Annotated in this window: 17 protein-coding genes; 5 read left to right on the forward strand and 12 right to left on the reverse strand. The window is 42.2% G+C overall.

Features of this window, described 5'->3' with window-relative positions:
• The first annotated feature begins 338 nt into the window (after positions 1 to 338).
• Positions 339 to 1,271 carry a carbamate kinase gene (gene arcC / locus KQI87_RS02845; RefSeq protein WP_216458829.1) on the forward strand — a complete coding sequence of 311 codons (933 nt, stop codon included), beginning with the start codon at positions 339 to 341 and terminating at the stop codon, positions 1,269 to 1,271.
• A 115-nt stretch (positions 1,272 to 1,386) separates the two neighbouring features.
• Here the strand turns inward: arcC and nrdD are convergent, their stop codons facing one another.
• Both nrdD and KQI87_RS02855 read right to left on the reverse strand, forming a co-directional pair.
• Positions 1,387 to 3,522: an anaerobic ribonucleoside-triphosphate reductase gene (gene nrdD / locus KQI87_RS02850; protein WP_216458830.1), complete on the reverse strand. Its 2,136-nt coding sequence runs from the start codon at positions 3,520 to 3,522 to the stop codon at positions 1,387 to 1,389.
• Positions 3,523 to 3,642: 120 nt separating this feature from the next.
• Positions 3,643 to 4,575, reverse strand: a complete 933-nt coding sequence (locus KQI87_RS02855) for a hypothetical protein (RefSeq protein WP_216458831.1) — start codon at positions 4,573 to 4,575, stop codon at positions 3,643 to 3,645.
• Positions 4,576 to 4,802: 227 nt separating this feature from the next.
• Between KQI87_RS02855 and asnA the strand changes: the two genes are divergently transcribed.
• Positions 4,803 to 5,810: an aspartate--ammonia ligase gene (gene asnA / locus KQI87_RS02860; protein ID WP_216458832.1), complete on the forward strand. Its 1,008-nt coding sequence runs from the start codon at positions 4,803 to 4,805 to the stop codon at positions 5,808 to 5,810.
• Between the two features lie 51 nt (positions 5,811 to 5,861).
• Positions 5,862 to 6,311: a CBS domain-containing protein gene (locus KQI87_RS02865; protein WP_216458833.1), complete on the forward strand. Its 450-nt coding sequence runs from the start codon at positions 5,862 to 5,864 to the stop codon at positions 6,309 to 6,311.
• 83 nt (positions 6,312 to 6,394) lie between these two features.
• Here the strand turns inward: KQI87_RS02865 and KQI87_RS02870 are convergent, their stop codons facing one another.
• The 4 genes from KQI87_RS02870 to KQI87_RS02885 all read right to left on the reverse strand — a co-directional run bounded on the left by KQI87_RS02870 (position 6,395) and on the right by KQI87_RS02885 (position 9,628).
• The gene (locus tag KQI87_RS02870) at positions 6,395 to 7,333 is read right to left on the reverse strand and encodes a bile acid:sodium symporter family protein (RefSeq protein ID WP_216458834.1); all 939 of its coding nucleotides are present in this window, start codon (positions 7,331 to 7,333) and stop codon (positions 6,395 to 6,397) included.
• Position 7,334: 1 nt separating this feature from the next.
• Positions 7,335 to 8,075: an amino acid ABC transporter ATP-binding protein gene (locus KQI87_RS02875; protein ID WP_330655656.1), complete on the reverse strand. Its 741-nt coding sequence runs from the start codon at positions 8,073 to 8,075 to the stop codon at positions 7,335 to 7,337.
• Positions 8,065 to 8,772 carry an amino acid ABC transporter permease gene (locus KQI87_RS02880; protein ID WP_178761092.1) on the reverse strand — a complete coding sequence of 236 codons (708 nt, stop codon included), beginning with the start codon at positions 8,770 to 8,772 and terminating at the stop codon, positions 8,065 to 8,067. The genes KQI87_RS02875 and KQI87_RS02880 overlap by 11 nt, the downstream gene beginning before the upstream one ends.
• Before the next feature lie 67 nt (positions 8,773 to 8,839).
• Positions 8,840 to 9,628 carry a transporter substrate-binding domain-containing protein gene (locus KQI87_RS02885; protein ID WP_118516572.1) on the reverse strand — a complete coding sequence of 263 codons (789 nt, stop codon included), beginning with the start codon at positions 9,626 to 9,628 and terminating at the stop codon, positions 8,840 to 8,842.
• Positions 9,629 to 9,930: 302 nt separating this feature from the next.
• Here KQI87_RS02885 and dapF point away from each other — a divergent pair, with 302 nt between their 5' ends.
• Positions 9,931 to 10,782 (forward strand): diaminopimelate epimerase, encoded by an 852-nt coding sequence (gene dapF / locus KQI87_RS02890; protein ID WP_216458835.1) that lies wholly within the window; start codon positions 9,931 to 9,933, stop codon positions 10,780 to 10,782.
• A 190-nt stretch (positions 10,783 to 10,972) separates the two neighbouring features.
• On the opposite strand, the gene KQI87_RS17465 is transcribed toward dapF, so the two are convergent.
• Entirely contained in the window at positions 10,973 to 11,098 is a 126-nt protein-coding gene (locus KQI87_RS17465) for a DUF6783 domain-containing protein (RefSeq protein ID WP_442860609.1), read from the reverse strand.
• Between KQI87_RS17465 and KQI87_RS17115 the strand changes: the two genes are divergently transcribed.
• The gene (locus KQI87_RS17115) at positions 11,042 to 11,179 is read left to right on the forward strand and encodes a DUF6783 domain-containing protein (protein ID WP_334300717.1); all 138 of its coding nucleotides are present in this window, start codon (positions 11,042 to 11,044) and stop codon (positions 11,177 to 11,179) included. The two genes, KQI87_RS17465 and KQI87_RS17115, sit on opposite strands and share 57 nt — an antisense overlap.
• Here KQI87_RS17115 and KQI87_RS02895 read toward each other — a convergent pair.
• From KQI87_RS02895 to KQI87_RS02915, 5 genes are all read right to left on the reverse strand, one after another.
• Positions 11,123 to 11,440, reverse strand: coding sequence for an AzlD domain-containing protein (locus tag KQI87_RS02895; RefSeq protein WP_216458836.1), 318 nt, complete (start codon positions 11,438 to 11,440; stop codon positions 11,123 to 11,125). The two genes, KQI87_RS17115 and KQI87_RS02895, sit on opposite strands and share 57 nt — an antisense overlap.
• Entirely contained in the window at positions 11,430 to 12,155 is a 726-nt protein-coding gene (locus KQI87_RS02900; protein WP_216458837.1) for an AzlC family ABC transporter permease, read from the reverse strand. The genes KQI87_RS02895 and KQI87_RS02900 overlap by 11 nt, the downstream gene beginning before the upstream one ends.
• A 156-nt stretch (positions 12,156 to 12,311) precedes the next feature.
• Positions 12,312 to 13,289, reverse strand: coding sequence for an InlB B-repeat-containing protein (locus KQI87_RS02905; protein WP_216458838.1), 978 nt, complete (start codon positions 13,287 to 13,289; stop codon positions 12,312 to 12,314).
• A 158-nt stretch (positions 13,290 to 13,447) separates the two neighbouring features.
• Positions 13,448 to 13,867: a Fur family transcriptional regulator gene (locus tag KQI87_RS02910; protein ID WP_216458839.1), complete on the reverse strand. Its 420-nt coding sequence runs from the start codon at positions 13,865 to 13,867 to the stop codon at positions 13,448 to 13,450.
• A gap of 99 nt (positions 13,868 to 13,966) precedes the next feature.
• On the reverse strand, positions 13,967 to 14,821 hold the full coding sequence (locus KQI87_RS02915; RefSeq protein WP_216458840.1) for a putative manganese transporter: 855 nt from the start codon (positions 14,819 to 14,821) through the stop codon (positions 13,967 to 13,969).
• Between the last annotated feature and the right edge of the window lie 42 nt (positions 14,822 to 14,863).

The raw sequence follows: 14,863 nt of genomic DNA on the forward strand, positions 1-14,863 counted from the left end.
TAGCATGTCTCTGTTACAAAAACAAGACATCACTTTTTCTTTTTCGTTTTTGTTTATAATTCTTTTAGAAATTTACCGTTTCTTTCAGAAATTCGACATACTTTGAACATATTTCTCCCGTATAATAGATTTTGGATAGATGAAAAACCACTCTCTATCTCCCCCCTCAAAAAAACACAGCAGCCCTCGCAGAAATGCGGGGGCTGTTTGTTCTTCTGTTTGTTCTTCCTATTTTTCTGTTGCAATTCCTCTGACAGTCTTTTATAATGTAAATTATCTATATGATTGAATATTTAGACAAAATATTTTCACAACATTAAAGAATCGAGGTATTTCCCATGAGCGAGAAAATTACAGTAGTTGCACTGGGCCACAGAGCATTAGGAACCACCTTGCCAGAGCAGAAAATTGCTACAAAAAAAACAGCAAAAGCAATCGCAGACCTTGTTGAAGCAGGAAACCGTGTGGTAATCTCCCACAGTAATGGTCCACAGGTTGGAATGATCCATACCGCTATGAATGAATTTGGAAAGGCACATCCGGATTATACATTCGCACCTATGTCCGTATGTTCTGCTATGAGCCAGGGCTATATCGGATACGATCTTCAGACAGCAATCCGTTCAGAACTGATTTCCCGTGGTATCTACAAACCTGTAGCAACTATTCTTACACAGGTTGTAATTGATCCATATGATGATGCATTCGCTGAACCGGAGAAGATCATCGGACGTGTACTTACCGAAGAAGAAGCAGAAGCAGAAGAGCATAAAGGAAACTTCGTTACCAAACTTGCGGATGGAACTTACAAAAGAATCGTAGCAGCTCCAAAGCCGCAGAAGATCGTAGAACTTGAAACTATCCGCACACTTGTAGATGCCGGACAGATTGTCATCGCAGCAGGCGGCGGCGGTATCCCGGTTATGGAGCAGGGCATTGATCTCCACGGTGCAAGTGCCATCATCGAGAAAGACCTTGCAAGTGGACTTCTCGCTCAGGAATTACAGGCAGATACTCTGCTGATCCTTACAAGCGTAGAGAAAGTAAGCCTGAACCTTGGTCAGGATAATGAAGAATATCTTGATACTATCTCCGTAGAAGACGCTAAGAAATACATGGATGAAGATCAGTTCGCACCAGGTTCCATGCTCCCGAAATTCGAGGCCGGAATTGCCTTCATTGAGAACGGCGAGAACCGCAGAACCATTATCACAGATATCCAGCATGCAAAAGACGGATACTTTGAAAAAACAGGTACTATCATTAAATAATAAGAAAAAGCACAAGTTACCGGATACGGAGTAAACAGTAACGATTGTAAAAGACACATAGTACAGCCCTGAACATCACAACTGTAATATGTGTCTCTTTACATTTCTTTATATTTTACATAGATTTACGTTCCGCGATCTCTGCCATCTTCGCTTCATTCAGTCGTGTATCTCCATGCACACGGCTGTAGGAAAGATATCCGTTCATACGGTCGATCTTAGTAAGGTTCTTAGAACCGCAGACCGGGCATACATCCATCTCAAGTTCCTCATGACCACAGTCATCGCAGTAAGCAAGTGAAAGGTTTACACCTTCATAATATCCCAGAGACATCGCTCTGCGGATGAGTGTACGGATTGCCTCACGGTTGTAATCGATTGGGTAACGTACATACTGAATCTTACCACCATTGCAGAGTTCCCAGAAACGTCCCTCCAGATCCTGTTTCTCAATCGGAGTTACGTCCTCTGTTACGTGACAGTGGAAACTGTTACTTACATATGGACGGTCAGAAACGCCTTTCACAATTCCGTACATCTTGCGGAACTGCTCAACCTGCAGACCACAAAGACTCTCTGCCGGAGTTCCATAAATTGCATACAGATAACCATCCTGTTCCTTGAATTCTTCTACTTTCTTGTTGATATATTTCAGAACTTCCAGTGCAAACTGACCGTCTTCTGCAATAGACTTGCCATTGTAGAGTTCCTGAAGTTCATTTAAAGCTGTGATTCCAAAAGATGCTGTCATCGGTTTCAGAATCTTGCCAATCTTCTCATTCGGTTTCAGATGTCCGCCGTAGAAACCGCCCTCGCAGTATGCCAGCGGGTTGGTAGATGCTCTCATCTGTCCCAGATAATCATAAGTGCGAATATGAAGATTACGAATCATTTCAAGATAGAAATCCAGTACCTCATAGAAATCTCTGCTCTCTGCTCTCGCTTTCGCAAGGATCATCGGAAGATGAAGACTTACTGCACCAATGTTAAACCTTCCTACAAATACCGGCACATCCTTATCATCTGCAGGGTGCATTCCGCCTCTCTCATACCATGGACTTAAGAAAGCACGGCATCCCATCGGGCTGATTACTTTTCCATACTGCTTGTACATACTGGAAATATAACCTTTTCCAGACATAGACAGCCAGTCCGGATACATGGTCTTGGCAGAACAGTCAACACCTGCCTCAAACACATCCTCACTGATCTTGCCCTTTCCATGGATATTCTCATCATAAAGAAATACGATCTTAGGGAAAAGGACCGGTTTCTTACGGCCTTTCTTGCCCTGGCCACCTTTGTGTACTTCAAGAAGAGAAATACTTGCCATTTTTTCAAAACGACCGGTTCCCAGTCCAAGAGTTACAGTTACGAATGGATAATCCCCTCTGGATGATCCAACGGTATTCAATTTATACTCAATTCCCTGCCATCCCTGATCAAATTCTCTGCGGACTTTATCAAGTGCATACTCAATAGCACGTTCCTCACGTCCTGACCAACTCTCATCTGAGTATTTCAGAAATTCCTGAATATATTTGTCATAGCTCTTCTGCGCATACGGAGCAAGGATCTTATCTACTTCCGGTACTGTAAATCCACCATACTGCTGTGCTGCAGTACTCAGGATAATATCACCCATAACATCAAATGCCGTATCCAGTGTCTTAGGCTCATTGTACCATACATTTCCCATCTCAAATCCGCCGCTCAGTACAGATGCCACATCAAAGAGACAGCAGTTCATGGTATCCAGACGTGCAGACTGATCATGAATATAAATATAACCATCTTTACATGCCTGAAGTTCATTACGGTTCATAAAGAATTTACGATAAAGTTCCTTATTCAGTTCATTAAAGATCAGGCTTCGTTTTGTGGCAACCAGTGCACTGTCTGTATTGGCATTGCTCTTATCACCAATATAACGGATTGCCTGACTCTTGGTATATACATCATCCATCATATGGATAAAATCAAGTTTGTAGTTTCTGTAATCACGATAACTCTTGGCTACAGCCGGATTCACTCTCTCAAGTGCTCCTTCTACAATATTATGCATCTCCTGTATCTGGATTTCATTCTTTCCCAGTGCCTCTGCATGTTCCTCAGCAAACCGACAGATAAATTCATTCTCCTTGTCAGAAAACTTATATAAGATTCTGGCCGCAGACTTGTTTACCGCCGCTACGATCTTCTTCGAATCAAACTCTTCTCTTGTTCCGTCTTTCTTTATTACATATATCATACTTCTTGCTCCCATATACAATATATAGTATTATTTTCTTTCGTTAACCACAATTCATTCTATATGTGGTACGATTAACAAGTATAGCACAGTCTCTGTCAAAAAGAAAGAGGCAAAAAATTATTCGTCATATTGCTGAATTTGATACATTGACAGATAATTATCTTGACCATCCAAAGATACCGCAGATATCTCATCTCCCGTGTGTAATTCTACTTCCTCCTGGTGACCCGCTTCGTCAAATTTTACAGTTACATCTCTTCCTGAAGAGTTTTTGATTTCCAGAGCAACAGCTTCCCATCGGGCTTCTATCATATATTTCCCTGGCACGATTATAAATTCATATTCCAGATTATCCCCATCTGTGTTGTCATCCTCTGTTACAGCATCTACAGATCCGACAATATAATGCTCTCCGGTGAACATATAATCATCCGGGTCTTTTTCCTTATCATCCTGTTTAGATTTTGCAGCACTGATAGTCTCAGCCCAGTCATCCTTCCAGTCATTCTCTTCTGCTTCATCAGCACCGCTTTCCTCAAAAAAACTGCCAATATCTATCCCCAGTTCGTCATTGATAAATGACTCTATCTGATACCCGATGCTGTCCCAGTTCTCCGCAATCTGACCTGCCGCCACCGTCAGAACCATAACAATGATCCAGAAAACAGCTGATCCTTTCTTACCTTTCTTCGTTTTCGTATTCGAAACTGTAGTCTGACCTGTGCTGTAAGTCCGCACTGTCTGTGTATTAGCAGCACGTCCTGCTGCTGTTTTTGTTCCTGTAGTCTGCACTCTTGCAGTCTGCGCTTTTGGCATCTGTGTTCTGAAATTATTTGTTTTTCCCGGTTTCTTCACCGTTTTATTTCTGTCCGGAAGTGGTACTTCGCTCTCCTTCATCGCCTTTCGCACCTTTGTAGAAGCATGACGGTAATGCTCTGACCGGTCCTCATTCAGATGATATAATTCCATATCATTTCTATAAGGCATTCCACAATATTTACATCTGCCGTTTGCGATAGGACCATCACAGACCTGACATCTCTTTCCCATATATTGTCCCCCTGCATTTGTTTATATATTCAATTTCATTTATTCTGCTGAATTTATTTTAACATTTTGCCCCAATCTTGCAAAGCAGAAATTGTGTTACTGTTCATTCCAAATGAACAGTAACAATTGTCAAATGCTCATTTTCCTGTTATAATAGCGTGGGAAAAGATAATGGATATTCATGCTATAGAATATGCAAATACAGAAATTACAGGAGGAATCCAATAATGGAACAGATTAAAATTCCTGACGGATATCAGTCAGCTTTAAATCTCCATGATACTCAGATTGCCATTAAGACTGTGAAAGATTTCTTTCAGCAGACACTGGCTCAGAAGCTGAATCTGCTGCGTGTTTCCGCTCCGGTGTTCGTAAACCCGACATCCGGTCTGAACGATAACTTAAACGGTGTAGAGCGTCCGGTAAGCTTTGATATCAAAGGCCAGCCAGAGAATGCAGAGATCGTACATTCTCTCGCCAAATGGAAAAGATACGCATTAAAGAAATATGGCTTTGCTCACGGCGAAGGTCTTTATACAGATATGATTGCGATCAGACGTGACGAAGATCTCGATAACATCCACTCCGTATACGTAGACCAGTGGGACTGGGAGAAGATCATCAACAAAGAAGAACGTAACATGGATACACTGGTATCTACAGTACGTGCTATTTACAGCGTTCTCCGCAAGACTGAGAAATACATGGCAGTTCAGTACGATTACATCGAAGAAATCCTTCCAAGAGAGATTGCTTTCGTAAGCACACAGGAACTCGTTGACATGTATCCGGACCTCACTCCAAAGGAACGTGAATACAAAGTTGTCAAAGAAAAAGGTGCTGTTTTCCTTATGCAGGTTGGTAAGACCTTAAGCAACGGCGAACGTCACGACGGACGTGCTCCGGATTATGATGACTGGGAATTAAACGGTGATATCCTCGTTTACTATCCAGTTCTCGACATCGCACTTGAGCTCTCTTCCATGGGTATCCGTGTTGATGAAGATGCACTTGACAAACAGCTTACTATCGCAGGCTGTGATGACAGACGAGAACTCCCATTCCAGAAAGCTATCCTGAACAAAGAACTTCCATACACCATCGGCGGCGGTATCGGACAGTCCCGTATCTGTATGTTCTTCCTCAGAAAAGCTCATATCGGTGAAGTACATGCTTCCCTGTGGCCAGAAGAAGTGATGAAGGAAGCGGAAACAAAAGGCGTACAGCTTCTGTAGTCAGATAGTACTTAACACTAACCATATCAATGTAGTGGGGTAAATACGAAAGTGAATATTTTGTTTTTTTTAACACCCAAAAGTGATGTAGCATACATTTTTGAGAACGAAACTCTCCGTCAGACTCTGGAGAAAATGGAGCACAGGAAATTCTCCTGTATTCCTCTTCTGAGTCTGGACGGAAAATATAAAGGAACCATTTCTGAAGGTGATCTGCTCTGGGGAATGAAAACATTAAATGTTCCAAGTCTCAAAGCTTCTGAGAGCATTTCCATTATGGCAATTCCACGCAGAGCCACCTACAAAGCAGTTCACGCAGATTCCGATATGGAAGATCTGCTGGATAAGGCAATTAATCAGAATTACGTTCCTGTTGTCGATGATCAGGGATACTTTATCGGTATTATTACCCGTAAAGAGATTATCAAATACTGCTACAAAGAACTAAAAAAATATGCGGAAGCCTCGAATTCAGAGCCGTCTGATCCCGGTGGAAATTAAATATCGAATATAACAAATACAAAGAGCTGCATCCAAAACGATTTTCTGTCGTTTTTCGGACTACAGCTCTTTTTTTCATTTCTTCATGATTCTCTTTTCTGTGCCAATAATTTTCCAAACAGTGCTGCCAATACCTGCTGAAATAACGTTCCGATCATAACCGGAAACATCACTTCTCCCGGAAAATACGCTGCGGCGATCACCGCTCCTGCGCTGATATTCCGCATTCCAGTCCCATACATCATAGAAACCGCTGTGCTGTGATCCCGTTTGAAAATATAAGCAACCAGCCATCCCAACACGTATCCGGAAGCAGCCAGCACCAGAATTGCCAGTGCTACCTTTACTCTCTGCATATTCATGTCTCGAATATAAGGAGCCACCTTAGAAGAATTTGACGTTACCACAAACATTAACGCCAGTTTGGAAAAAGGCGCCAGTTTTCCCGGCCATGTCTTCATCGCTTTTCCATCCGTAACCTGATTCAGTACCATCGCCGCAACCGCAGGCAGAGCCACCATAAATACCAGTTCTCTCATCATCTTCGTCGGATCCATAGTCACTGCGGAACTCAACAGTATCTGCAAAGTTGCCGGGATCAGAAACGGTGCGAGCACAGTATCAACTACCACCAGCGATAAAGACAGTGGACTGTTGCCTTCATAGATTGTCACCCACATCAGGCTTACCACGGCCGTCGGAACCGCAAATTCCAGCACCATTCCCGTGATCAGATCCATATTATCTCCAAAGAACAGATAGCCTGCACCACAGGCTGCAACCGGGATCACTACATGAAGCAGAAGCATAATAATGATCAATGGACCCGGATGGCGAAATACATTCGCCACATCCTTAAATCTGGACTTTAGTGCCCCGGAAAATGTTATAAACGCAAACACGGCCGGCACATAAGGCAGACCGCGTTTGGCAATATCTGGAAAGCATACACCCAGTAACAGACAGGTCGGTGTTACCAGTGCCATCCACTTCTCTATAAAACTGTTAAATCTCTTCAGCATCTTATAAAACCTTTGAAAGGAAGTCTTTCAGTCTCTGGTTCTTTGGATTTGCAAAGAACTCTTTCGGCGTATTCTCCTCCTGAATCTTACCATCGTCGATGAAAAGAACTCTTGTCGCTACTTCTCTGGCAAATCCCATCTCATGAGTAACAACAACCATGGTCATACCGGACTGTGCAAGCTCCTTCATCAGCTCCAGAACCTCACCAACCATCTCAGGGTCGAGTGCGGAAGTCGGCTCGTCAAAGAGCATTACATCCGGGTTCATAGCCAGAGAACGGGCAATAGCAATACGCTGCTTCTGTCCACCGGAAAGCATATCCGGATATGCATTGGCTTTGTCCGGAAGTCCTACACGCGTCAGAAGCTCATCCGCTTTCTTAGACGCTTCTTCCTTTGTCATCAATTTCAGTTCTACCGGCGCCAGCATAATGTTCTGTTTTACCGTTTTATGCGGAAAAAGATTAAACTGCTGGAACACCATTCCGATTTTCTGACGGTGTCTGTTGATATCGACCTTCGGATCTGTGATATCTGTTCCCTCAAAGAGAATCTGTCCGCCTGTCGGAACCTCCAGAAGATTTAAAGATCTCAGGAAAGTAGATTTACCGGAACCGGAAGGACCGATGATCGCTACTACTTCTCCCTGACAGATATCTGTTGTAATTCCGTCAAGAACCTGATTACTGCCAAAAGCTTTTTTCAGTTCTTTCACCTGGATCAGTACATTCTTATCGCTCACTGGTTCTCAATCTCCTTTCCAGTTTATTCATACCCCATGTAAGGATTCCAACGATCACAAGATAGATCGCTGCTGCCGCCATCAATGGCCAGAATGCATTATAGGTACGGCTCTGAATCAGCATAGCACCCTTTGTCAGGTCCATCATACCGATATAACCGATGATAGATGTCTCTTTGATCAACACGATAAATTCATTTACCAGTGCCGGAAGTACATTCTTAAATGCCTGTGGGATAATGATCAGGCGCATCGTCTGGCTGAAATTCAGTCCCAGGCTCCGTCCTGCCTCTGTCTGTCCCTGATCAATAGACATGATACCGGAACGGACAATTTCAGCTACATAAGCACCAGAGTTGATACCAAAGGCAAGTCCGCCTACGATAATCTTATTGATACTTACAGAGCCAAAAATTACAAAGTTCATAATCAGCAGCTGGATCATGGTTGGTGTTCCGCGGATCACAGTCAGATAAACTCTGCAGATTGCATTGAGAATCTTAAAAGAGCCTGACTTATCATGTGCGGAACGGATGATAGCTACCAGAAAACCGATGATCAGACCCACGATTACCGCAAACACTGTGATAATAAGGGTTGTTTTCAGTCCATCTACCAGCCAGAGATAACGATCATCTTTAATAAAGTTCAGATAAAAATCTTCTTTTATACTTGCTAATATCATAGGATTATTCATAAAAACCTCTGTCCCGAAAAGAGAGCTGTTGGCAGATCGTCAACAGCTCTGTTGTTTTGTTCCAATATTATTTCTTTACAATGATAACCTGGCTTGCATCTGCATATGTATCTGTAAAATCAACGCTGGATTTACGGTCTTCTGTTACAGTCATACCTGCTGCACCGAAGTCAGCCTTACCGGACTGTACTGCCGGAAGGATGGAGTCGAATTCCATATCTTCGATCTTCAGTTCATATCCAAGTTTATCGCAGACCGCCTGAGCAATGTCTGCATCGATACCAACAATGTCATCACCTTCGTGATATTCATATGGCTCGAACTCAGCGTTAGTAGCCATTACCAGTGTTCCGTTAGAACGGTCAACATCTTCCGGTGATTCATATGGAGTCTTACCGGCATCCTCACCAATGTAATTATCCATGATACTGTCGATAGTTCCATCATCTTTGAGTTCTTTCAGAGCTCCGTTGATCTTGTCAAGAAGTTCGTCATTACCCTTCTTTAAGCAGATTGCGTATTCTTCTTCTTCAAATGGCTCATCCAGGATCTTAAGGTCATCATTATTCTCTACGAATTTCTGAGCTGGCTGTGAATCAATGATCACACAGTCAATCTGACCTGCTTTTAATGCCTGAACAGCTTCGCTTCCTTTGCTGTAACGTTCTACTGTAGAACCGTCTTTCTCATAATCAGATGCATCAAGGTCACCTGTTGTACCAAGCTGAACACCGATTGTTGCTCCTGCAAGGTCATCTTTTGATTCAACTTTCTGAGCTGCGGATACGCTTCCTGCCATAGAAACTACCATAATCGCACTAAGTGCAAGAGTTGCAAATCTCTTCTGATCTTTCATCTTTCTTCCTCCTCGCATCCGAAAGTATAGATACTGCTGCTGCCTTCTCTCTTCATACAGCAACGTATAATTATGCGTTTCGGTTGTATATTTTTGTTTTTTATTTTAACATACTTTCTATAAAATGCAAGGTAAAACTTGAATGACAGAACCATTTTCCATATAATGTATAATATGATTTCGTTAGAAACATTGCGTTTTTCACTTTTTCATAACATTTTTCCTTTATAGTAACAGATATTGGAAAATAAGAGGTGTATAAATAATTATCATTTTATTTTAAATAAGAGGAGGATTTGTCGATGAAATTTACTAAAATGCACGGAATTGGAAATGATTATGTATATGTAAACTGTTTTGAGGAAACTGTGGAGAATCCATCCGCGGTAGCCAGATATGTCAGTGACCGCCACTTTGGTATCGGTTCTGACGGACTGATTCTGATCAAACCGTCAGATGTAGCCGACTGTGAGATGGACATGTACAATCTGGATGGTTCTCAGGGCGCTATGTGTGGAAACGGTATCCGCTGCGTTGCCAAATATGCTTATGACTACGGCATCGTAAACAAAAAACATATCTCTGTCGCAACCAAGAGCGGCATCAAATATCTGGATCTCACTATCAAAGATGGTAAAGTATCTCTGGTAAAAGTAAATATGGGTTCTCCGATCCTGACAGCAAAACAGATTCCTGTCGTATCCGAGAAGGAAGAAGTTATCAATGAGCCGCTTGTCGTAGACGGAGAAACTTATTACATAACAGCTGTTTCCATGGGAAATCCTCATGCGATCGTCTATATGGCGGATATCGACCATCTTGATATCGAAAAAATCGGTCCATCTTTCGAAAATCACGTAGCATTCCCGGATCGTGTAAATACAGAGTTTGTAGAAGTGATTGATGAACACACACTCAAGATGCGTGTATGGGAACGTGGTTCAGGTGAAACACTTGCCTGCGGTACAGGAGCATGTGCAGTTGCTGTTGCTTCTATTTTAAATGGTCACGTAGATGGAGACAAATCTGTTACTGTGAAACTGCTCGGCGGCGACCTGCAGATTTTCTGGAACAGACAGGAGAACCTGGTTTACATGACCGGTCCTGCAACTACTGTTTTTGATGGTGAGATTGATGTAAGCTTCCTGAAATAAGAATCGTCAGAGGATACTCTTACTGCACGAATATAAGATCACGCCAAAAATATTACATAATAAAATTTCACAAAAGCATACAAAAAACGGATATATGTCATCATGGCACATATCCGTTTTCATTATTCATCTCTTTTATTTCGTTACGTCTTACGTATTTTCAAAACCTGTATCATCTTTTTAAGATTTTCTATGCTTTGCCAATAAGAAAAAGTACTAGCTTCTCTGAATTAACTGAAATTCCTACTACGACAACCGAATTCGGGCAAAATATACCGCAAATTGGGGCGTGCAGATTGCAGGAATGATTTTTCAAACACGCTCCAGGATTAATCCACACTTACATGGCAAATTCCAGTATTCTTTCCACAATAAAGACTGCCGCACATGCGAATAACGCAACTGTCAGAAGACTCTTCTCCTTATACGCTGCGATCAATGCTACCACAAATCCCACTGCTGCGGAGATCACGCTGTCCGTAGCAAAAAGGATTGCAGGAAATGTCATCGCTGCCAGACATGCATACGGCACATAATACAGAAATGATTTGATAAACGGGCTGGTAATTTCTTTTCTGGAAAGAGCCAGTGGAAGCATACGGATCAGATAAGTAACTGCCGCCATTACCAGAATATAGATATAAATGTTATGATTCATGAGCTCTCTCCTCTTCTTTCTCTTCTTCAATTGGGCAGAAATAAGCGGCTGCTCCTGCCACGATCAGTGTTGTAATAATAATCACAAAACCGGAAGAAACTTTTGACAGTAATGGAATCACCTTAAATAACGTACTGATCACCATTGCTGCCACAACTACAGCAAGTACTGCCTTATTCTTCTTTGCAGGAGGAATAATAATTGCAAGGAACATTCCATAAATTGCCACACTCAGTGCACTCATCATGAAATCAGGAAGGATATTTCCGGAAATTGCTCCTGCCAGAGTTCCCAACACCCATCCCGGGATAGCCACACACATGGCTCCATAATTATAAAAAGCACTTACCTTTCCCGGCTGGCTGGCACTGATACCAAAAATCTCGTCTGTGACACCAAATGCCGCTATATAACGGTGAACCGGCGCTTCATCTCTTCTGAATTTCTGTGCAAGAGAAAAGGACATCAGACAATACCGCAGATTGATAATCAGCTGTGTCAGCGCCATTTCCCAGTATGAACCTCCCATTACCATAATATCAAGTCCGGCAAACTGACCCGCTGATGTTACGTTTGTCAGCGAGATCAGCACTGCCTGCCAGATACTTAATCCGTTCGCAACTGCCATCATACCAAACGTAAATGATACGGCAAAATATCCCAGACCGATTGGGACACCGTCCTTCATACCCTTCCTAAAACTTTCACTCCTCATTGTTTCTCTCCTCCTGTCACATTTTTGTGAACCTTTTATCCTGGTGTGCCACTCACTTATCTGCGAATCCAATTGCACAGCTAAAAAAAACTCAGCATAGCAAGACTTATGAACGCAGATAACCCGGAGGACACATCCCTGGCCTCCGGGTTGCACTCAGGACTCCCTGATTTTCTTTATCGCATATGCATAAATTCTTTTATATGTTCTCATGGAATAATGCAGACCATCATCTGTATAATTTCTAAATTCGCATTTGCTTGTATAGCCACAGCGCATCAGATAAGAATAACTGTTGATCCAGGTAAAATTACCGTTCAGCTTCTTCTTCAGCCTGTTATTAAAGCCACGGATCTCCGATTCCTTTCTCGTAGGCTTCATTGCTGTATTACACGGATTAACCGACATATAAAACAGCTCACAGTTTCTGGTCGTCAGCTTTCTGGATAATCCGTTCATATAAGATGCATACTCTGTAGAAACAGAGTCATAGCTGATTCCGTTTCCATTCCGGTGGATCAGATCATTTACTCCCAGATTAAAAATAACAGCAATTGGTCTGGTGCTGTCATCTTCCTTATTTATCTCCTGAAGTAAAAGCTTCTCCCCTTCGTTCTTCATCCAGGAAAGTCCTTCACCACTCTTGCATACAAATCCTACTTTATCAAAAAGCCTGGAACCACATTGTTTCTGCAAAGTACTCCGAAGCATTGCTGTACGTGAATCTCCCACAAAGATGATCTTTTCATATTTGTCCACGCTGTCTGCGAGATTACCTGTATAAATATCCGGTTCCTGGTTCCATTTGTATTTCACAGGATAGAGATGATCATTTTTCGTTACTTTCAGTCTCTCATATGCCTGATACATTGGATTACACTGCTGATTCTTAATGGTCGACCATCCCATAAAAGTATATCCGTTTCCGTTCACATCTCCCGGAAGAATAATAGTATTTCCGGAAGTTACGGTCTTCTTTACCGTTCCCCTCGATGTCTCTATGGTAACTGTTTTCTTAACTACTTTCTTTGTCGTCTTACTTCCCGATGTTGTCGCTGCCCACGTCATAGATGGAGCAATCATAAGCATTAACATGCACGTCAGCAGAATATACAGAATTTTCCTTCCCCGCATGTTCTTCTCCTGTCTCGTCATTGCAGTTCTCCCTGTTGCTGTTTTCTCTGTCTTCAGCAAACTCTTTTCTTATCTCTGTCGTATGGTACGATACACATATCATATTCTTTCCAAGTTTACATCATCTATCAGAAACAGTCAACTGTCTGCGGCAACAATTATTCCTCAAATTTATTTTTGCACTCTTTGCACACTCCATACAGAATAGAATTCTTACACTGCAATGTGAATCCATGACTCTCTTCAATATGATGAGAAATCTCTTCCATAAAATGGCATTCCAGATGAATAATCCTGCCGCATTTCACACATTTCAGATGCAGATGCTGCTCGCATCCACGTCCGGGCTCCACATACTGATAGGCGGCCTGACATCCTTTCTCTGCCACGTATTTGATCACTGTGCCATCCTTTGCCAGCTTGTCCAGATAGCGATAAATAGTTGTGATATTCACCTCGCTGTCATGAGCTTTCAGATATTCATCCACATCTGCTGCTGTCACAGTATGATCATTACTATTCTTCAAATATTCAAGTATTTTCCTGCGGCTTGCTGTCGCATAACTGCTTCCCGCCATAATTTTCCGTATTTCCTCCTGCAAATATTACTATTCACGTCACGTCGTTCTCGGTAACCTGAAATTACTTTTTGTTTGTTATTGTCAGGTAGCTTCTGGTTAAAATACAATTCCTGTCAGTTCAATGATAATACCCCAGAATACCCCCAGTCCATAAAGTAATCCAATAATCCTGAAGTTCTGCTTTCTGTCATGATTCAGACGAAACAGGATCAGAATACCAACTCCTGCATTTACCAACAGTCCTGCCATCATAGCACCTGCTCCGATAATATGCTCCAGATATAACTGGGTGATCACAACGGAAGAAGCACAGTTCGGAATCAGTCCTACAAGAGCCGCGATCAGTTCACCAACTATCGGTGCTCCCGTAAAAAGTCCTGCCAATGTCTCTTCTCCCACTAATCCAATGATAATATTTAAAGCCAGAGAAATCAAGAAAATATACACAAAAACATGCAGTGTATGAGTAAGTGCTGAGGAAAGCAGTCCATGTTCACAATTACATCTCTCCTCTTCACAGATCTCATGAATATCCATTTCCTTCTCCTGTTTCTTCAGAACATGTGTATAAACATATTCCACCACAAGACCTGAAATAATTCCGATCGCCGCCTTACATGCCAGAATTTTAATAATTGTAGCGGCAGGTACTGCATTAGAAATCATGATTGGAAACATTTCATCAGAAGTAGATAAATATACAGCGATCAGTGTTCCCACTGTAATTACACGCCCTGCGAAAAGGCTGGACGCAGCTGCTGAGAAACCACACTGCGGAATCACACCCAGAAGTCCGCCCCATACAGGTCCCAGTTTTCCTGCTGTGCGGATCGTATTCCTCGCTGCAGAACCAGTCTTGTGCTCCAACCACTCCATAAATAAATACGTAAGAAAAAGAAACGGCAACAGCTTAATGCTGTCAATTACTGAATCTATAATAATCTCTGTCATATGAACCTCCCTGTATTTCCTGACCGATCACATATTTGCAAC

It is taken from the genome of Blautia sp. MSJ-9, from assembly GCF_018919065.1.
GTDB lineage: Bacteria > Bacillota > Clostridia > Lachnospirales > Lachnospiraceae > Blautia_A.